This window comes from Chryseobacterium sp. FR054, assembly GCF_056844565.1.
This window is the reverse complement of record NZ_JBXDSA010000001.1, coordinates 74557-93133: the sequence shown is the minus strand read 5'-3', so window position 1 is coordinate 93133 and position 18577 is coordinate 74557. Positions and strand designations below refer to the sequence as shown.

Sequence of the window (18577 nt, the reverse complement as noted above, 5' to 3'; positions counted from 1 at the left end):
TTGAATACATTTGAAAATACCAACGGCTATAAAGTCATTCAGCAATGGATGGCCGCAAAGGGTATTGCCCCTTTTAAATTCCAGTCGGATACCTGGCGTAAATTCGGAAACGGTTACAGCGGAATGGTGGTAGCCCCCACAGGATTCGGAAAAACATTTTCTGTATTTCTGGCGTTGGTTTCAGATTTTATGAACCATCCTGAAAAGTATAAAAAAGGGATGAAAATGATCTGGATCACTCCGCTCCGCTCCCTGGCAAAAGATATTGCCAAAGCTATGGAAGAAGCCATGAATGAAATTGGCCTGGACTGGGCCGTTGGGGTAAGGAACGGTGATACGGACCCCAAAGTAAGACAGCAGCAGGTAAGAAATATGCCTGACATTCTTGTTGTTACTCCGGAAAGTCTTCACCTGCTTTTAGGACAGAAAAACCACAGCCGTTTTTTTCAGGACCTGAAATGTACCGCAGTGGATGAATGGCATGAACTGCTGGGTTCCAAGCGTGGAGTTATGGTAGAACTGGCCATCTCCCAATTGAGAAAATATGCTCCGGCTATGAAAATCTGGGGAATTACCGCAACCATCGGAAATCTGGATGAAGCTATGGAAGTTTTAATCCCTTATGACATCAAAAAAACAAAAATTACCGCCAAAGAACATAAAAAAATTGAAATTCTTCCCGTTTTCCCGGATGAAGTGGAAGTTTTACCGTGGGCAGGACACCTGGGGGCGAAACTGGCGGATAAAATCGTTCCGGTTATTCTTGAATCCACTTCTACTATTGTTTTTACCAATACCAGAAGCCAGAGCGAAATGTGGTATCAGCTGCTGCTGAACGCCTATCCTGATTTTGCAGGCCAGATTGCCATTCACCACAGCTCTATTGATGCCCATCTCCGGATCTGGATCGAAGAAAATTTAAGCAGCGGAAAGCTTAAAGCCGTAGTCTCTACTTCCTCTCTGGATCTCGGCATTGATTTTAAGCCCGTAGATACGGTCATTCAGATCGGATCAGCCAAAGGAGTTGCGCGGTTTCTTCAGCGTGCCGGACGGAGCGGGCACTCCCCTTTTGAAACCTCTAAAATTTACTGTGTTCCTACTCACTCCCTGGAACTGATTGAAGTTTCCGCACTGAAAGAAGCCGTAAAACAAAAAGTAACGGAACCCCGCGATCCTCAGGTATTATGCTTTGATGTGCTGGTGCAGTTTCTGATGACTTTAGCTGTCGGGGACGGATTTTATCCCGAAGAAACCTACGAAAGGATCCGAAAAATATACGCTTTCCGGGAAATGACGGATGAAGAATGGAAAAGCTGCCTTGATTTCCTGACCATCGGAGGAAGTGTCTTAAAAAGCTATGAGGAATTCCATAAGATCGTCATCATGGAAGATGGGTTGCATAAAGTGACATCCAGAAAGATTGCGATGCTGCACCGTATGAATATGGGTGTGATCGTAAGTGATGCCATGCTGAAAGTAAAATTCATTTCGGGCGGCTATATTGGTATGGTAGAGGAATATTTTATTTCAAAACTTAAAAAAGAAGAAAAATTTATCCTGGCGGGCCGTACCCTTGAAGTAGTCATGATAAAAGATATGACCGTCTATGTAAGAGCAGCCAAAGGAAAAGCATTTGCGCCAAGTTACCTGGGAGGAAGACTTCCTTTAAGCTCTGATCTGGGGCACTTTTTAAGAGAAAAGCTGTCTCATGCCCTGAATCCAAAAACTTCTGAAAAAGAACTGAAATTCCTGCATCCGCTTCTGGTACGGCAGGAAAAGAACTCCCATATTCCCAAAGAAGATGAGTTTCTGGTGGAAATGATCAAAAACAGAGAGGGTTATCATCTGTTTATGTACCCTTTTGAAGGACGCCTTGTGCATGAAGTGATGGCAGCCCTGATGGCCTACCGTATTTCAAAGCTGGCCCCGATCTCTTTTTCTATGGCGATGAATGATTACGGTTTTGAACTGTTCAGTGACAAAGAAATCCCTCTGAATGAAGAAAATCTGCATACTGTTTTAACACGGGACAATCTGATGAATGATGTGATCGCCAGCATCAATTCAGCGGAAATGGCCAGAAGAAAATTCAGGGATATTGCCGTGATCTCCGGAATGGTGATCCAGAATTATGCAGGAAAACAGCGTTCCAATAAATCGTTACAGAGTTCCGCCGGACTGATCTTTAAGGTTTTGGAAGACCATGACCCTAATCATTTCCTTGTGAGACAGGCGTATACAGAGGTTTTCAATATACAGCTTCAGGAACAGCGATTGGTGGAAGCTTTTAAAAGGATAGAAAAATCAAAAATTATATTAAAATATTCCAATACCTTTACTCCGCTCAGCTTCCCGATTAAGGTAGACAGTCTGAGGCAGACCTTATCCAGTGAAAGCCTTGATGCGAGGATCAGGAAAATGGTGGAACAGGCCGGGAAAAATATGTTGTTATGAATAAGTCAACCCTCAATGCTTTTCACATGATAAAATTCACAGCGAAGCTGATTGACAATTGACTTATGAAGTACAATTCACCATTAATATTTTTAATTATTTACAGTCTTGAATATTGCAGTAAAAAATATCAACATCGGCAGTGAAGTTTTTACATTAACCAATCAGCGTGCAGCCTTCTGGAAAAGAGAGAAAGCATTGATTCTTTCCGACCTTCATATCGGGAAAACGGCTCATTTCAGGAAAAACGGTATTGCCCTGGCCAATCATATTATGAAAAGCGATCTGGAAAGACTGTCTGTTCTCATAGCCTGTTTTAAACCTGAAAAATTTATTGTCGTCGGTGACCTGCTCCATGCCGGAGATAATTCTGATGTAGATGAGTTCTGCCGCTGGAGAAATCAGTATCCCGATCTTCTATTTTATCTTATCGAAGGAAACCACGACCGGATTACAGAATCCCTGGAACAGAAATTATGCCTGAATTTCAGGGCTGAACTTCTGCAGATTGACGATTTTATCTTTATTCATGATTTTGATAAAACATATTCCGGATTTCAGATCACCGGACACATTCATCCGGGCATTGTGCTGAATTCTTCTGTGAAAAACTTCCGGCTTCCCTGTTTTGTACAGACTTCCGGGCAGCTTCTCCTGCCTGCTTTCAGTGAATTTACCGGACTCGATACCAAGAATATCCCGAAAGACGGAAAGTTTTTTGTGTTTACAGATTCTGAAATTCATGAAATATAAGACACGAGGAAAGAGACGGAAATTATTTTGTTCTGAAAGAAAACTTAGAGACTGTTTCATCTCAAGGAAAATATTAATACTAAAAAATTTCTCTCGCTGATTTTGCAGATTGAGCAGATTTTTTTTAATAAACAACATTACATTCGAATTAACTAAAAGCAAGGCAATATAACGAGAACTGCCCATCCCCTATAACTTTATTCATATACATACAGCTATTTAAGATCTGCGTTATCTGCAAAATCTGCGAGAGAAAATAATCTCTTCCTTTCTTCCCTTCCTATTGCCTTTTACTCAAACGGATACTGTACCAGGTGATCAATACCGTTACCAACAGGAATAATGCTCCGATCCAGGGTGTACTGCCTAATCCTAAAGAAGAGGTCACGATAAGTCCACCCGCATAAGATCCTATGGCAATCCCGATATTGAATGCTGCAATATTGATTCCTGATGCCACATCCTCAGTACCCGGAACTTCTTTTTCTGCAATCTGTACCACTAAAAGCTGTAATCCGGGTACGGTAGCAAACGACAGACCTCCTAAAAGAAACAGCGTGATAATACTCAGCACCGGGCTGGCTGCTGTAAAATAAAATGCCAGTAATACAAGCCCCTGCGCTGCAAACATCCATAAAAGAGCCTTTAACGGTTTTTTATTGGCCGCTTTTCCTCCGAAAAGGTTTCCTAAAGCAATTGCAATTCCATAGACCAGAAGGATAAAAGTTACGGTAGACTCCTGAAAGCGAGTGATCTGCTGTAAAATCGGTGATAAATAAGTAAACACTACAAATGTTCCTCCATATCCCAGGGCTGTCATTAAAAATGCAAAGATCAGACGTCTGTTTCCCAATACTTTGGGAAGGCTTTTTAAAGAGGTGGCCCGATCACTTTTAAGATTTTTCGGGACCAGCAGCATACTCGCTATCAATCCTATGATTCCCAGAATGGAAACGCCGATAAAAGTTGCCCTCCATCCAAAATGCTGTCCGATAAAGGTTCCCAGTGGAACTCCTGTCACGATCGCCAGGGTAAGCCCTGAAAACATAATTGAAATCGCTGTTGCCCTTTTTTCTTCAGCCACCAGTGACGCAGCAATCGTAGAACCTATGGAAAAGTAAACTCCGTGGGCAAATCCTGTAAGAATTCTGGCCAATACCAGTGTAAAAAATCCAGGAGCTATTGAAGCAAGACCATTTCCGATTACAAATAGCAGCATAATCGAAATCAGAAGCATCTTTCGCGGGACTTTCCCGGTTAATGCTGTTAATATGGGTGCCCCGATAGCCACTCCTATTGCGTACAGGCTTACTAAAAGTCCTGCCGAAGGAATGCTGATTCCGAGATCTGATGCTACCGTAGGAAGAAGCCCCACAATGACAAACTCGGTGGTTCCTATTCCGAATGCACTTATGGTAAGTGCCCATAATGCAGCAGGAAGACCTTTGCTTTTCATACCTTCCTTTGCATGGATCTGTATTTCGTTCTGATGATTCATTGTATTCAGATTTTATTAATTTTTGACATGACAAAGTTCCGATGAAAAAATATATTATAAAAATTATTTAAATTCTGGCTTATTATCAGAATAATAATAGTTGTATTTTTAGAAATTCCGTTTCTTTGCAGTAAAGACAGTGTGTCCTATGAAAAAATCAGAAGCAACCCGTTTAAATATTCTTCAGAAAGCCTTTGAACTGATTTATGTGAAAGGCTATCAGACCACAAGCATCGATGAAATAATTGCAACCACCCAGGTAACAAAAGGGGCTTTTTATTATCATTTTAAAACAAAAGATGAAATGGGGCTGGCGATTATTAATGAACTTCTGATCAATAATTTCAAAAGTGTCTTTATTGAGCCTCTGCAAAACAGTGAGCATCCTTTGGAAAGTATTTATAAGCTACTGTATCATGTTTTAATGGAAAATGATGTGTTAAAAGTTGCTTACGGCTGCCCGGCTTCCAATTTCACTCAGGAAATGGCTCCCTGGCATGTAGATTTTACCCAAGCTCTCAATCAACTTTCTTCACAATGGGAGGAAGCTATTATTTCGTGTATTGAAAACGGAAAGAAAAACAACTCGTTAAAAGCGGAGGTCAATGCAAAAGAAATTGCTGTTTTTGTGATGTCCGGCTATTGGGGAGTGAGGAATTTAGGAAAACTGGAGAATTCAAAATCGGTGTATCTCGTTTATTTAAAAGGACTTAAATCTTATTTCAATTCTCTGGAATAATTTTTTTATCAAAAAAAATACTAACTAGTATGTTTTTATTCTATCTTTGAAGTATTCTAAAAATTAATCATGTACCAGACGCTTACATTTCTTCATTCTCTGTTCCGGTGGATCGTTTTATTAAGCCTTATTTACAGCATATGGATAGCTTTCAGAGGATATTTTTCACAAAAAAAATTTGGAAAAAGAGAGGATTCGATACGGCACCGGACGGCAACTATTGCCCATATTCAGCTGGCTTTAGGAATTATTCTTTATTCAAAAAGTCCCATAGTACAGTATTTCTGGAAGAATTTCAGTAAAGCAAAAGCTTCTACGGATCTGCTTTTCTTCGGCCTGATTCATATTTCACTTATGCTTGCTTCGGTTGTGCTGATCACGGTAGGTTCTGCTTTGGCCAAAAGAAAGGAAACAGACCGTGAAAAATTCAGAACAATGCTTATCTGGTACCTGAGTGCGTTTACACTTATTTGTATAGCAATCCCATGGCCGTTCTCCCCTTTTGCCAACAGACCTTATTTTAGATAATTATGATGAATTTATTAAAAACAAAAGCCGGCCATCTGAGGATTCTGGCCATTCTGGAAGGAATTTCCCTGCTTATTCTGGTATTCGTTGCGGTACCCCTGAAATATGGGCTGGGAAACCCGGGACCTGTAAAACTGATGGGACCGGTCCACGGAACCTTATTTCTTCTTTTCCTGTTCAATACATTAAGTGTGGGGATCGAACAGCAGTGGAAGTTTAAAGAAACTACCTGGAAAGTAATTCTGGCTTGCTTTATTCCGTTTGGGACTTTCTATATCGACCGTAAAATTTTAAGCAGATTATGAAAAATATCTTCATCATCTGTGGAATAGCTCTGATGGTATATATCATTTACCGGGTTTACAGATATCAGACATTAGGTAGCGGCCTGGAGATCCATATTAAAAACGGAGCCGTTATTCTGGATGTAAGAACGGAACAGGAATATAAAACGGGACATATTGAAGGATCCGTAAATATCTCTTTAGGAAGCATCCGCGAAAGATATACCGAACTTGACCGGAATAAAACCTACATCACCGTCTGTTCTCATGGATTACGGAGTGTAAAAGCTGAACAAATTTTAAAGGAAAGGGGTTTCAGACATGTATATAATGGCGGTGCATGGAGCGATCTTCAGAAAACGGTTTCAGACCGGTGATACGTAAAAAACCGGATATTCCTGTATGAATAATGCTGTTTGGTCGGGTATTTGAATATTTATGAGTGAATATTAATGAAATTCTGTTTCAGAGATCATTCATTTTCCAATACCAACCTCTAAAATATAATAATATGTCAACACAGAATTTAACCCACCTCGAAGCCATTAAAAAGATCAAGGAACTGTCGGAAAAGGCAAGAATATGCATGTTCTGTACGGAACTGGAAACCGTACCGGTCAATTCAAGACCTATGACCCTTCAGGAAACGGATGACAGCGGAAATCTATGGTTTATCAGCAGTTCCGTAAGCAACAAGAATTTTGAGATAAAAGAAGACCGCCGGGTACAGCTGTTTTTCATGAACAACAGCGATTCCCAGTATCTTTCCGTATATGGAGAAGCTTCTGTTTATAAGGATAAAGCAACGATTGAGGAAAAATGGTCGCCTATGGCCAAAGCTTGGTTTGACGGGAAAGATGATCCGGATGTGAGCATTATCCGCGTAGAACCTAAAGAAACGTATTACTGGGATACCAAAGCCGGAAAGCTGGTCAGCCTGTTCAGTTTTGTGGCTTCTGCCATTACCGGCATTAAAACGAATAATTCAGACGGTGTTGAAGGCAATGCCACTGTATAAGATAAAGACAGCCAGAGAAAATTCAGGCTGCCTTTTGTAAAAGATCAGAAGATTCCCGGTGATCCTGAGAAATTCAGCCACCGGGAATTTTTTATTTTTTTACATCTTCCAAAGATGCTCCGAAATTGATATGAAGGACATTTCCACTAGGCGTTACCAGAGCCGGAACAGACTGTATCCCCGCTTTCTCTGCCTCTTCAATTTTACTTCTGTCATTCCCCAGATGAATGATTTCTACATTTTCCGCACCGATAAGGTTGACAATATCGTGTTCTGCACTTACACAAACCGGACATCCGGCGTGATAAAAAACTGATTTTTTCATAAGACTAAATTAATTAACAAGAGTTTTAATAATATTTTTAAGTTCTTCCGTTTCCCCGGAAGTTAAGGGTTTTAACGGATTTCTCAGATTTCCGCCTTCTTCTCCCAGAATGTTCAGACCGGCTTTTACAGCTCTTGGAAGTCCTTTATTAACGATAAATTTCAACAGATCGAACTGTTTGTAGAAAATCTCCTGAGCTTTTTCTATATAGCCTTCTTCCACAGCGTTGTATAAAGCAACGTTCAATTCAGGGATCAGGTTTGGTGCTGCGGTACACCAGCCTCTTGCTCCGGCCGTAAAGGCAGCCAGGGCCAACGGGTTGGATCCGTTATAGAAAGCTACATCCTCTCCCAATTCTTTTCTCAGATAATGCATTCTCTGAATATCTCCTGAACTTTCCTTAATCATCGTTACATTAGGAATTTCCAGCAGTCTTTTAAGAAGTGCAGGCGACATATCCACTCCACTTGTGGCCGGGTTGTTATAAGCCATGATAGGAATTGAGATCTGGCTGGCCACGGCATCATAATGGGCAACAATTTCATCATCTGTAAGCTTCCAGTAGCTCATAGGAATAATCATTACCGCATCAGCTCCTGCCTTTTCAGCAAATTTTGCGTGATGAACCGTTTTATCTGTGGTAAGATTGGACACTCCGACAAGGGTTGGAACCCGGCCTTTGGTCTGCTCTATTGTGGCTTCCGTTACGGCTTCTTTTTCCTCATCAGACAGATAGGGCATTACTCCGGTACTTCCTAACGGCGCAATTCCGTGGCTTCCGGAAACGATCAGCCGTTCAGTAAGTTTTTTAAAAAGAGGAATATCTACTTTTTCATTCTCGTCAAAAGGCGTGATAGGATAAGCAATAACCCCTTTAAATGGAACATTTTTCATTGTTTATTGATTTTAAAAGTTAAATGGTTTTCCATTAAGAAAGTTTAAGCCGTTAAGATCGGTTACGGCAGGTTTTCTTTAAAATTAAAATAAGAATGGCTTTCTTAACTAAGAGCCTGTTTAAATTTCTAATTTTGATTTTTTGGATCATACTCAAATCTTTATATAAATCACATTCTTTGAGTATTTTGATTCAGAAGATAATATGCTGGTGATGAATTTTCAGACGCAAAGGATTTCATTTTTGAAACTGCTGATTTTAAGGGAGCAAAGAATAGAATCAACTCCGTTGATTCGTTGAAGAGCATGGAAAACATTCCGCTTCATCAGCGACGAAGCCGCATCACTTTGCCCGCTCAAAATAAAGCGGAATTATTCATCAACTTTGCGTTTAATCTTTTTAATCAAAAAATAATTCCAGGTATAACCTATTGGATTTCACAAAAAAATATCTGATAATCATACATATAAATATTTATGAATAAAATTTAAACAGGCTCTAAACTTAAACTTTCAGTATTTCTTAATGGTTTGTGACTAAAGGTCTCTGCCTTCTTCTTCTCTTAAAGCAACCCCAAGATTCTGCAGCTGCGGTGCATTTTCACAGGCGATATATTTGGCAGGTTCGGTATCGCTCATATTCTGGTGTTTATGCCAGGCCCATGAAGGAATATAAACGGCATCTCCCGCTTCCCAGTGTACTCTTTCATCTTCCACTTCTGTCCATCCCTTTCCTTCAATCACGTATAATACCGTTTCATAGGTATGTCTGTGTCTGTTGGTCTGCTGGCCCGGAAGAAGTCCGCCAATGGTCATACTTACATTCTTACTCGGAAGGTCTACAAAGAAAACCGGGTGTTTTCTTTCTGTCGAAAACTGGTTGTGCTCTCCTGCATTTTCTACGTTTTTATGAATCAGGTGGCTTGGTTTTGCATATTCCGGTCTTGCGAAAGTTTCATGAAAGTCTTTTGAACTGAATTGTTTCTTGTCCATAATTGTAAAAGTTTAAATGTTCTTTGCTTTATTGCATGACAAAATTATTTTATATTTGGACTGGTTAACTGATACAGTTTTCACATAAACAGATAGTCCAGATGCTCAGACCTTGGAAATTAGAACTTGAAATTGATAAAAATTTAGATAAAGCCGTCTATTTGCAGATTGCTGATACCATTATTGCAGATATCCGTTCTGCAAGATTAAAAGCAGGAGATGCTCTTCCGGGAAGCAGGAATCTGGCCCAATTGCTGAAGATTAACAGAAATACTGTGGTAGAAGCTTATCAGGTACTTATTAATGAAGAATGGGTAATCTCAAAGGAAAGAAAAGGCATCTTCGTTTCCGATATACTACCGGCTCCACAACAGAAGCCACTGCTAAAAGAATACGGACAGGAAGAAAAATCCGGACAGTCCGGTTCATTGCTTATTAATTTTGACGACGGGCATCCTGACAGTAAAATTGCCCCGGTAACAGAGTTGGCCAGAGCTTACAGGCAGATTTTCAGCAGGAAAGCAAAATGGCAGATGATGGGCTATACCGGTGAGCACGGAGATCCTGAATTCCGTAAAAGTATTGCGCAGATGCTCAATCATCAGAGAGGAATGAATATTAATGAAAATGAAATTTCTATCACAAGAGGCAGCCAGATGGCTATGTTCCTTACTGCTCAGGCTCTTTTAGAGCCGGGAGACCAGGTGATTGTAGAAAATCCGGGCTATCAGCCTGCCTGGAAAGCTTTTGAATATGCAGGTGCAGAGCTGCTTCCTGTACCAGTAGATCATGAAGGAATCAGGATTGAGGATATTGAAAAGCTTTTAACGGCTTATAAAAATATCAAAGCCATTTATATTACCCCTCACAGGCAATACCCGACAACGGTTACTTTAACTCTGGCAAGAAGGCTTCAACTCATTGCATTATCCAATGAGTACGGTTTTACTATTATTGAAGACGATTATGATAATGAATTTCATTTTGGGTACCGTCCTATCCTTCCCGTTTCCAGCTTTCCGGATCTTAATCATTATGTATATATCGGAACATTAAGTAAAGTGGTAGCTCCAGCGTTAAGGATTGGTTATCTGGTGTCTAAAGATCAGAAACTGCTTCAAAAAATCGGAGATCTCAGAAAGATTATTGATGTTCAGGGCGATATGATTATGGAACAGGCCGTATTACAGCTGATTAAAGACGGGGCTGTAAAAAAACATATCAAAAAAGCAACCATCCATTACAGGAATAAGAGAGATTTTGTGGCAAATCTTCTGGAAAAACATATAAAAAATTCTGCTGATTTTACAATTCCGGATGGCGGGCTGGCTTTCTGGATTGTACCAAAAGCAAAATTAAACTGGGATACTGTGACAGATTTACTTATTAAAAGAAATATCAATATCATTCATCCTGAACAATACAGTTTTGATCAGACCATCAACGGTTTCAGGCTGAGTTATGGTTCACTTTCTGAAGAACAGCTGGAACAGAGTATAAAGATAATCGGTGAAATGCTGCATAAGCAGATATAGCACTTCATACTTATCATATTTTGATGTGAATGCGGACTGATCATCAAATATTTGTTAGGATACGCTATGGTGCAAGGTTTGGAACCATTATGCTGCTTTAAGGCGCAAGAAAACCAAAAGTTTTCAGCTATTTTTACGATGAAACTGAATGGTGATATCTTTTTAATCTCGCAGATTCAGCGGATTTGGCAGATTTTATATAGTCTTAAAAAACAGGAGTAAATTATAACATTTAAGCTGGAGCTTTATGGCACCTGCTTCTTCAAATAAACGCCATCGATTCTCTTACTTTATCTACTAAAATCAATGTTATCAATAATAGAAGTCCTTTTGTTATATTTTCTAAACGTTATGGATACTATGATCCAAACCCGTAAAATTTATCACTGTATCTTTTCAACAGGTATTAGAAAAAAGATCTGCTTTATCTGAGAAATCCTCGAGAGAAAAATTTCCACAAGCATCTGCAAAATCTGCGGGAAATTATTTTAGCCACAAACCGAAGGTTCGACGTAATCAAAAGGTTTTTACACTAAAGATTTTTCAAAGAGACTAGCTTTATGTTGAGAAGAACAAAATCAAAGATTTTTATTGATGTTGCGGTGTGGAATTTTATCGGAGATAAAATCATTGCGCCCTTTTATACAACCTGTAATATAATTACTGCGACCTTGCGTATTCCAACAAAAAAAATCTGCCGGATCTGCAAAATCTGCGGGAAATTATTTTAGCCACAAACCAAAGGTTCGACGTAATCAAAAGGTTTTTACACTAAAGATTTTTCAAAGACTAGCTTTATGTTGAGAAGAACAAAATCAAAGATTTTTATTGATGTTGTAGTGTGAAATTTTATCGGAGATAAAATCATTGCGCCCTTTTATACAACCTGTAATATAATAATTGCGACCTTGCGTATTCCAACAAAAAAATCTGCCGGATCTGCAAAATCTGCGGGAAATTATTTTAGCCACAAACCAAAGGTTCGACGTAGTCAAAAGGTTTTTACACTAAAGATTCTTTTAAGAGACAAACTTTATGTTGAGAAGAACAAAATCAAAGATTTTTATTGATGTTGCGGTGTGAAATTTTATCGGAGATAAAATCATTGCACCCTTTTATACAGCTGTAATATAATTCTTGCGATCTTGCATATTCCAACAAAAAAAAATCTGCCGGATCTGCAAAATCTGCGGGAAATTTTGACCACAAACCAAAGGTTCGACGTAGTCAAAAGGTTTTTACACTAAAGATTTTTCAAAGAGACCAGCTTTATGTTGAGAAGAACAAAATCAAAGATTTTTATTGATGTTGCGGTGTGGAATTTTATCGGAGATAAAACCATTGCGCCCCTTTATACAGTCTGTAAAATAATTATTGCGACCTTGCGTATTCCAACAAAAAAATCTGCCGGATCTGCGAGAATTTTAAACCATAAGATCTGTGAACTTGTGTGAAATAGAAAACTGCAAATCCATGAGATTAAAGTTCTCACAAATTTGCAGATGATTTTTAAAATATCGGCAGGAGTTATTCCACTTCAAAAACAGCCTGTATTTCTACCGAAGAATTGACAGGAATAGAAGAAGCTCCCAGCGTAGCTCTTGCATGTTTTCCTTTTTCGCCGAATACTTCTACGGTAAGATCGGAAGCAGCATTCATAAGATCGGCATGTTTGGTATAATCGTCTTTGGTATTGAAAATTCCGGTCAGCTGCACACATTGCTTTACCTTGTTGAGATCTCCGCCCACGGCATCTTTCAGTACTGCAATGACGTTCAGCATGGTGGCTTTTGTGGCTTCTTTTACCTGTTCTTCATTCACATCAACCCCTAATTTTCCGGGATAAAGAATTTTCCCTTCTTTTAAGGCTACCTGATTGATGAATACCAGATTTCCGGAACGGACAAAAGGTTTGTAATTTCCGGCTGGCTTAGGTACCTGTGGCAGCATAATATTTTTAGCCTTTATCGTGGTATTGATATCCTCTGACACAGGTTTTGATATTGCACTAAGCTTTTTAGTAAAGGTTCCTTTCAGCGCCAAAGCAGTTTTAGCAAAATTTCTTCCCTGGAGTTCAGCCAGAATACGTTCGTCTTTTGTAGGTCTTTCTACATCTTTTAAAGAAGCCATGCTGGTAATTCCAAGCACACTGTTTCCCTGGGGTATGGTTTTATTCATATTCTCATATCCTCTGATTCCGTTGGAAACCAATACCATCCCGTGAACTGCCAGACTGTTCCAGAAGGCCTGTAATGCGAGTTCTTTTCCGGCACCGCTTCCGGCAGACATAAATACGGCTGCGGGCATTCCTTCAAGGGCGTGATTCGTCCATAAATTAACGGTTTTAGACAGAAATTCGCTCATTCCGGTGCTTATATTTCCAAAATAAACAGGAGATCCGAAAACGATCCCGTCGTAGAAAGGCAGTTCATCTACTGCTGCTATGGGAATATTCTTTAATTTTGGATGGGGAGATTCTTTAACCTGCTTGATGACTGCTGAAGCATTTCCGCTGCTTTCAATACCGGATGCTATTTCTTTTGCCAGCTCATATGTTCCTCCGTTATCCGAATGAATGAGAACCAATATGCCGGCTTTTTGATTTTGTGCCATGATGGTGGTGGTTTTTAGTAATAGAATGAATACAAAAAGCGTACTTAATTTTTTCATTTTGAGTAATATATTGATGGTACAAAATTAGCATTGTCGTTTTTATTAAATTTGCCAAAAAATATATGCAGAACGACAATATCAAATGCGGCTTAACAGAACATATCCAAAGCAGTTTTGTAGACAGTATTGAAAAAGAAGCCTATGTATGGTGTGAAAAAGACTGGAAACATGATGATTATGACCACACCCACAACCGGGCACAGCTTACATTTGTAGAAGAAGGGTATCAATATTTTCATATCGACCAGAAGATCTACCTGGTTCCTCAGCATCATGTCATCTGGATCCCTTCCGGGAAAGCCCACCGGATTACCTCGGAAGCAAAAACGGTACACTTAATGGTCTTTTTATTTAAGTCGGTTTTCAAGGAAGATTTTTATAAGAATGTTCATGTTTTCGCTGTTCCTCCGGTTTTGAAGGAAATGCTTTTGTATGGTTCTAAATGGAATCAGTTACTGGTTGAAGATGAAGAGCAGGATCTGTTTTTTAAAGCGATTTTAAAAAGTCTTCCTAACTTCTGCAAAGAAAGTTCTTATCTGGAAATTCCTGTTCCTGCAGATATAAGATTGATTCCTGTGTGCGAGCATATCAATTTAAATTTCAGATACAGCCTGGATACCGGTTTACTTGCAGAAAAAGCACAGATGTCTGTTCGCTCGCTCCAGAGAAATTTTAAAAACGAAACAGGAATAACGCTTCAGAAATACCATCAGTTGGTTCGTATTTTAAAGAGTATCGAACTGCTGGACACCGGACAGTATACATTAAGCCAGATCGCTTATAAAACAGGATACCAGAGCCTGTCAGCTTTTACAGCTTCTTACCAGGCGATGATGAAGTCCAGACCGAAAATCCGGAAAAATTAAATTTCAAATTTGGTAAGTTTTCCGTTTTTATAGCAGTAAAACTCATACGCAGGCTCTTTTCTGAACATAAAAACCTTTTCAAGGTGTATTCTGTCGTAATGAGGTTCTAGCTGTAAATATTTTTCCTTAAGCGGACCGGGCAGTTCATCCGGCTTTACAGGTCTTTCCACTTCAAAACCGTCATCGAATGCGAATTCAACAACAAAATCGGTTTTCCGCCATGAGATCACAGATTCTGATTCTCCACTATGCCCGGCAGATGAAAAAGCAATCTGATCTTCTTTTATTATTTTATCTGAGGTTCCAACGAAAAGCGTTATTCCCGAGATTACCATGGCTCCATATCCTATCTTTTTAAACATCACTTCACTTAAATACGGAAGAATATACTGTATGGTATAGGAAGAAACAATTGCCGCCAGAGCAATAGCCAGCCCAAACCACAACGCTTTTCCTGAATATAAACCAAGTGAAAGATAGATAATCAGTTTGATGAAATGAAGGAATACCTCATTGGCTGCCCTTGTTGCTACTATTTCTTCTTTTTTTAAACCAAAACGCAGGTAAAAACGGTTAAAAAGCAACCCGATAGCTCCTGTAATACCGGAAACAAAGCCTGCACAAAATCCTATCAGGGCCAGGGCTGCCGATGGATAAGGCTTCTGAATCTCCTGCTCTGTTTTTTTTGCCCTGAACAGTTCCGGAACATTGGCCATCAGAAAAAAAGCGACAATCAGCTGCAGATAGTTAGGATTGACATATTTGATGAGCCACGCTCCTACTAAAACAGCAGGAATAGAAAAAGGAACAAACCAGAAAAAAATTCTCCATCTGATGTGTTTTTTAAAAACAGCGATGCGGGACAGCGAACTCGTAAAAGTTCCCACCGTAAGCGAGAACGGGACTGAAGAGCCAGGAAGCATCATATTCAGGATCGGAATCAGAATGAGACTGGCACCTCCCCCACAGATGGTACTGATCCAGAAAGCAACGATAGTAGCCAGAAAAAGCAGAACAATGTAAACAACCATGATATGATGTTTAAAAGTTTTTCACCAGTCCTATTCCAACATTTCCTTTCTGGTAGTAAGGCATGATCATCGTCCGGGATCTTTCCTTTTTCCCACCTAAAAGATTATTGATTTTAGGATACAGCCAATAGGCCAGCTCCGTAGACAAGATCCCGAATCCGGCTCCGCCAATCACATCCCCAAACCAGTGTTTGTTATTCAGCATTCTGTAAACTCCTGTAAACACTGCCAGTGAATATCCTGAAACACCCAGCCAGAAATTGGTATCCTTATATTCGCGAAACATAAACTGTGCAGAAGCAAAGGCCATTGCGGTATGTCCGGAAGGAAAAGACAGCCGGTTGGAGCCGTCCGGTCTTTCTTCTTTGGTGATATGTTTTAAAGGAAGCATAAATGCGGAAGAGATCAGCAGAGAAGTTCCGTAAATAATACTTCTGTCCCGGAAGTCATGTTTTCCTTCTACTCCGAATGCATTCAATCCGTAAACCAATGCTGCGGGAGCAAACTGAGTGTAATTATCCAGCCTGATATGGTCTGGTTTGTGTTCACTGATCTCATACTGGGTAGAGGAATTCAGCTGCTTTAAACCACTGACTCCCAGACTTGCAAATCCATAGGAAATAAATACAGCCGGAATAATAAGCTTTTTATAGCTGAACTGATGGGTTTTGTCTGCCGGAAGAACCTCATCCTGAATGAGGGTGCTGTCCTGAACTGTTGCGACAGCTAAGCTGTCCTGTGCATGAACCTGCTGAAAGCTTACCCAGATAAACAGTAAGCCTGAAATGAAACCTTTCATGAGTATACGGTATCTTTTGTATTAATGATGCCGCAAAATTGCACTTCAATTTAGAAGAAATTCTGAATTTTAAAAGATAATACGGAAAATGTGAAAATTATTTTTAAAATCATAGGAAATATCCCAGTTATGGCGGACGCAGATCTCTTTGATAATGGCTAATCCCAGGCCGCTTCCCGAACTGTCTGTGGAAGACCTTGAAAATCTTTTGAAAAGACTGTTTTTATTCAGTTCAGCGGTTCCGGAATTTGAAATTTCCAGCGATGTTTCTGATAATTTTATATGTACATTTCCTCCTGCTTCTGTATGTCTTACCGCATTCACCAGAAGATTGCTGACCAGGGTTTCTGTAAGCGTTCTGTTTCCGGAAATCTCTATTCCGTTTTCAATTTGTTGCTGTACAGAAATGTTTTTCTGCTCAAAATGTTCCTCAAATACAGCCGCATACTGTGTGATGATTTCACTGACTGGCAGCTTTTCATTACCGGCAAACTGCTGGTTTTCAATTTTGGCAAGCAGCAGCAGGTTTTTATTGATCCTGGAACTTCTTGCCAGCGTTTTATTAAGATCTTCAATGATCTGATATTGCTGTTTCGTCATATTTTCATCCTGAATAAGCACGTCAAGTTTATTCTGAAGGATGGCTAGCGGAGTCTGCAATTCATGGGATGCATTTTCTGTAAATTCTTTCTGGGTTTTATATACCGAAATATTATGATCAATAAGCTTTGAAAGAGCCTGATTCAATTCTTCAAATTCTTTAATATCAGTTTTCTCAAAACCGATTCTCTCTCCGCTGCTGAGATCGAAAGACTTCAACCGGTTGAGTGTATTATGGAAAGGCTTCCATACTGTATTGGAAAGCCTCCTGTTCAGAATTAAAAGCCCGATAACAATTACAATAAAGAAAAACAGTGTGGTAAAGGCGATTACCATAACGGTTTCATGACTTTCTTCCACATTGGTTTCTACGGAGAAAAGATAAGCTTGATTTTTAATATAAACTACTGTTTTCAGACATCTGAAACGCTCTGATTCCGGTTCTGAAGTGTAGGGTTTCTTTTTCTCTACGGTAAAAAACACATCTTTTTTCGGTGCATTGAACGGAATCTTTTCAATGTCGGTGCCCGGCTGAATTGTATTCCATAAGGCAACACTTTTTTCCAGTTCCTCGTCCGGGAGATTGAGTTGATTCAGCTCATACGCTGATTTTTCTGCAATAATTTTATTGTGTTCATCCAGCTCACTGATCCAGATGCTGTCTACTACCCAATAGTACACAGGAATACTGACCGCTAAAATAATCAGCACATAGATCAGGAACGGTTTGGTGGTTTTGGCTAATAGAGGTTTCAAAAGTTCTGTTTTAGTTTTAAAATTGTAATGATTCTTGTGAATAAGGCAGGGGTCAGATAGCTACGATGCGAATACGATGCGATTCAACATTCACATACGAAGTAACATTGACGATTCACATTCTGATGTTCTCCTATTCCCCGCTCCATTTATATCCTGTTCCATACACCGTTTTCAGGTAATGCATACTGCCTGCCTCATAGAGCTTTTTCTTAAGATTCTTTACGTGGGCATATACAAAATCATGATTGTCCAGCATATCTGCAAAATCTCCGGAAAGGTGTTCTGCCAGAGCACTTTTAGAGATCACTTTATTTTTATTTCCGATAAAATACAGCAGAAGGTCAAATTCTTTTTTCGTGAGAATCACTGATGTATCATTTACCACAACCGTTTTTGCCAGGAGATCGATCTGTATCTCATTCTGAGTGATTGTGTTGGTACTTCCAAAGTGCTTTCTCCGGATCACTGAATAAATTCTTGCTGAAAGTTCAGATAAATGAAATGGCTTGGTCAGATAATCATCCGCCCCTGTCTGCAGCCCTTCTATTTTGTCTTCCAGTGAATTTTTTGCTGAAATAATGATGACCCCTTCCTGTTTATTATCTTTTTTGAGTTCTTCCAGAATCTTCATGCCATTTCCGTCCGGAAGGGAAATATCCAGAAGAATACAGTCGTAACTGAAACTTTTGATCTTTTCAAAAGCCTCTCCGAACGTACGTGCAAATTCACACAAATAGTTTTCTTCCGAAAGATAAGCGGCAATACTTTGAGCCAGTTCAGGTTCGTCTTCTATGATCAGGATTTTCATTCAGCAAAGGTAATATTCAA

Annotated in this window: 18 protein-coding genes; 9 read left to right on the top strand and 9 right to left on the bottom strand. The window is 39.6% G+C overall.

What is annotated here, in order from left to right; genetic code table 11:
• On the top strand, positions 1-2454 hold the full coding sequence (locus tag AC106S_RS00475; RefSeq protein WP_482437165.1) for a ligase-associated DNA damage response DEXH box helicase: 2454 nt from the start codon (positions 1-3) through the stop codon (positions 2452-2454).
• A gap of 108 nt (positions 2455-2562) precedes the next feature.
• Positions 2563-3207, top strand: coding sequence for a ligase-associated DNA damage response endonuclease PdeM (gene pdeM / locus AC106S_RS00470; protein WP_482437164.1), 645 nt, complete (start codon positions 2563-2565; stop codon positions 3205-3207).
• A 280-nt stretch (positions 3208-3487) separates the two neighbouring features.
• Here pdeM and AC106S_RS00465 read toward each other — a convergent pair whose 3' ends face one another.
• On the bottom strand, positions 3488-4705 hold the full coding sequence (locus AC106S_RS00465; RefSeq protein ID WP_482437163.1) for an MFS transporter: 1218 nt from the start codon (positions 4703-4705) through the stop codon (positions 3488-3490).
• A 148-nt stretch (positions 4706-4853) separates the two neighbouring features.
• On the opposite strand from AC106S_RS00465, the gene AC106S_RS00460 reads away from it, so the two are divergent.
• The 5 genes from AC106S_RS00460 (at position 4854) to AC106S_RS00440 (ending at position 7274) form a co-directional block, all read left to right on the top strand.
• A complete protein-coding gene (locus AC106S_RS00460; protein WP_482437162.1) occupies positions 4854-5444 on the top strand; it encodes a TetR/AcrR family transcriptional regulator in 591 nt (196 codons plus the stop codon).
• 69 nt (positions 5445-5513) lie between these two features.
• Positions 5514-5972, top strand: a complete 459-nt coding sequence (locus AC106S_RS00455) for a hypothetical protein (RefSeq protein WP_482437161.1) — start codon at positions 5514-5516, stop codon at positions 5970-5972.
• 2 nt (positions 5973-5974) lie between these two features.
• The gene (locus tag AC106S_RS00450; protein WP_482437160.1) at positions 5975-6277 is read left to right on the top strand and encodes a DUF3817 domain-containing protein; all 303 of its coding nucleotides are present in this window, start codon (positions 5975-5977) and stop codon (positions 6275-6277) included.
• Positions 6274-6633, top strand: a complete 360-nt coding sequence (locus AC106S_RS00445; RefSeq protein WP_482437159.1) for a rhodanese-like domain-containing protein — start codon at positions 6274-6276, stop codon at positions 6631-6633. Before AC106S_RS00450 ends, AC106S_RS00445 begins: the two co-directional genes overlap by 4 nt.
• A 134-nt stretch (positions 6634-6767) precedes the next feature.
• A complete protein-coding gene (locus tag AC106S_RS00440; RefSeq protein ID WP_062699842.1) occupies positions 6768-7274 on the top strand; it encodes a pyridoxamine 5'-phosphate oxidase family protein in 507 nt (168 codons plus the stop codon).
• A gap of 91 nt (positions 7275-7365) precedes the next feature.
• Here the strand turns inward: AC106S_RS00440 and AC106S_RS00435 are convergent, their stop codons facing one another.
• The 3 genes from AC106S_RS00435 to AC106S_RS00425 form a co-directional block, all read right to left on the bottom strand.
• Entirely contained in the window at positions 7366-7599 is a 234-nt protein-coding gene (locus AC106S_RS00435; RefSeq protein WP_482437158.1) for a thioredoxin family protein, read from the bottom strand.
• 9 nt (positions 7600-7608) lie between these two features.
• Entirely contained in the window at positions 7609-8493 is an 885-nt protein-coding gene (locus AC106S_RS00430) for a dihydrodipicolinate synthase family protein (RefSeq protein ID WP_482437157.1), read from the bottom strand.
• Positions 8494-9030: 537 nt separating this feature from the next.
• Complete coding sequence (locus AC106S_RS00425) at positions 9031-9486, bottom strand: cupin domain-containing protein (RefSeq protein ID WP_482437156.1); 456 nt, start codon at positions 9484-9486, stop codon at positions 9031-9033.
• A gap of 101 nt (positions 9487-9587) precedes the next feature.
• On the opposite strand from AC106S_RS00425, the gene pdxR reads away from it, so the two are divergent.
• Positions 9588-11021 (top strand): MocR-like pyridoxine biosynthesis transcription factor PdxR, encoded by a 1434-nt coding sequence (gene pdxR, locus AC106S_RS00420; protein ID WP_482437155.1) that lies wholly within the window; start codon positions 9588-9590, stop codon positions 11019-11021.
• A gap of 1527 nt (positions 11022-12548) precedes the next feature.
• Here the strand turns inward: pdxR and AC106S_RS00415 are convergent.
• Complete coding sequence (locus tag AC106S_RS00415) at positions 12549-13691, bottom strand: Atu1372/SO_1960 family protein (RefSeq protein ID WP_482437154.1); 1143 nt, start codon at positions 13689-13691, stop codon at positions 12549-12551.
• 65 nt (positions 13692-13756) lie between these two features.
• Here AC106S_RS00415 and AC106S_RS00410 point away from each other — a divergent pair, with 65 nt between their 5' ends.
• Entirely contained in the window at positions 13757-14560 is an 804-nt protein-coding gene (locus tag AC106S_RS00410) for a helix-turn-helix domain-containing protein (protein WP_482437153.1), read from the top strand.
• Here the strand turns inward: AC106S_RS00410 and AC106S_RS00405 are convergent.
• From AC106S_RS00405 to AC106S_RS00390, 4 genes are all read right to left on the bottom strand, one after another.
• Entirely contained in the window at positions 14557-15591 is a 1035-nt protein-coding gene (locus AC106S_RS00405) for a sulfite exporter TauE/SafE family protein (RefSeq protein ID WP_482437152.1), read from the bottom strand. The genes AC106S_RS00410 and AC106S_RS00405 overlap by 4 nt on opposite strands.
• Before the next feature lie 10 nt (positions 15592-15601).
• Positions 15602-16390: a phosphatase PAP2 family protein gene (locus AC106S_RS00400; protein WP_482437151.1), complete on the bottom strand. Its 789-nt coding sequence runs from the start codon at positions 16388-16390 to the stop codon at positions 15602-15604.
• A gap of 69 nt (positions 16391-16459) precedes the next feature.
• Positions 16460-17746: a sensor histidine kinase gene (locus AC106S_RS00395; RefSeq protein ID WP_482437150.1), complete on the bottom strand. Its 1287-nt coding sequence runs from the start codon at positions 17744-17746 to the stop codon at positions 16460-16462.
• Positions 17747-17879: 133 nt separating this feature from the next.
• On the bottom strand, positions 17880-18557 hold the full coding sequence (locus tag AC106S_RS00390; protein WP_482437149.1) for a response regulator transcription factor: 678 nt from the start codon (positions 18555-18557) through the stop codon (positions 17880-17882).
• Positions 18558-18577 lie beyond the last annotated feature (20 nt).

Excerpts from the sequence above, each read along its gene's own strand:
- pdxR (WP_482437155.1), top strand. The coding sequence starts at position 9,588 with ATGCTCAGACCTTGGAAATTAGAACTTGAAATTGATAAAAATTTAGAT.
- AC106S_RS00415 (WP_482437154.1), bottom strand. The coding sequence starts at position 13,691 with ATGAAAAAATTAAGTACGCTTTTTGTATTCATTCTATTACTAAAAACC.
- AC106S_RS00405 (WP_482437152.1), bottom strand. The coding sequence starts at position 15,591 with ATGGTTGTTTACATTGTTCTGCTTTTTCTGGCTACTATCGTTGCTTTC.
- AC106S_RS00460 (WP_482437162.1), top strand. The coding sequence starts at position 4,854 with ATGAAAAAATCAGAAGCAACCCGTTTAAATATTCTTCAGAAAGCCTTT.
- AC106S_RS00440 (WP_062699842.1), top strand. The coding sequence starts at position 6,768 with ATGTCAACACAGAATTTAACCCACCTCGAAGCCATTAAAAAGATCAAG.
- AC106S_RS00410 (WP_482437153.1), top strand. The coding sequence starts at position 13,757 with ATGCAGAACGACAATATCAAATGCGGCTTAACAGAACATATCCAAAGC.
- AC106S_RS00430 (WP_482437157.1), bottom strand. The coding sequence starts at position 8,493 with ATGAAAAATGTTCCATTTAAAGGGGTTATTGCTTATCCTATCACGCCT.
- AC106S_RS00425 (WP_482437156.1), bottom strand. The coding sequence starts at position 9,486 with ATGGACAAGAAACAATTCAGTTCAAAAGACTTTCATGAAACTTTCGCA.
- AC106S_RS00445 (WP_482437159.1), top strand. The coding sequence starts at position 6,274 with ATGAAAAATATCTTCATCATCTGTGGAATAGCTCTGATGGTATATATC.
- AC106S_RS00450 (WP_482437160.1), top strand. The coding sequence starts at position 5,975 with ATGATGAATTTATTAAAAACAAAAGCCGGCCATCTGAGGATTCTGGCC.
- AC106S_RS00455 (WP_482437161.1), top strand. The coding sequence starts at position 5,514 with ATGTACCAGACGCTTACATTTCTTCATTCTCTGTTCCGGTGGATCGTT.
- AC106S_RS00435 (WP_482437158.1), bottom strand. The coding sequence starts at position 7,599 with ATGAAAAAATCAGTTTTTTATCACGCCGGATGTCCGGTTTGTGTAAGT.
- AC106S_RS00400 (WP_482437151.1), bottom strand. The coding sequence starts at position 16,390 with ATGAAAGGTTTCATTTCAGGCTTACTGTTTATCTGGGTAAGCTTTCAG.
- AC106S_RS00390 (WP_482437149.1), bottom strand. The coding sequence starts at position 18,557 with ATGAAAATCCTGATCATAGAAGACGAACCTGAACTGGCTCAAAGTATT.
- AC106S_RS00465 (WP_482437163.1), bottom strand. The coding sequence starts at position 4,705 with ATGAATCATCAGAACGAAATACAGATCCATGCAAAGGAAGGTATGAAA.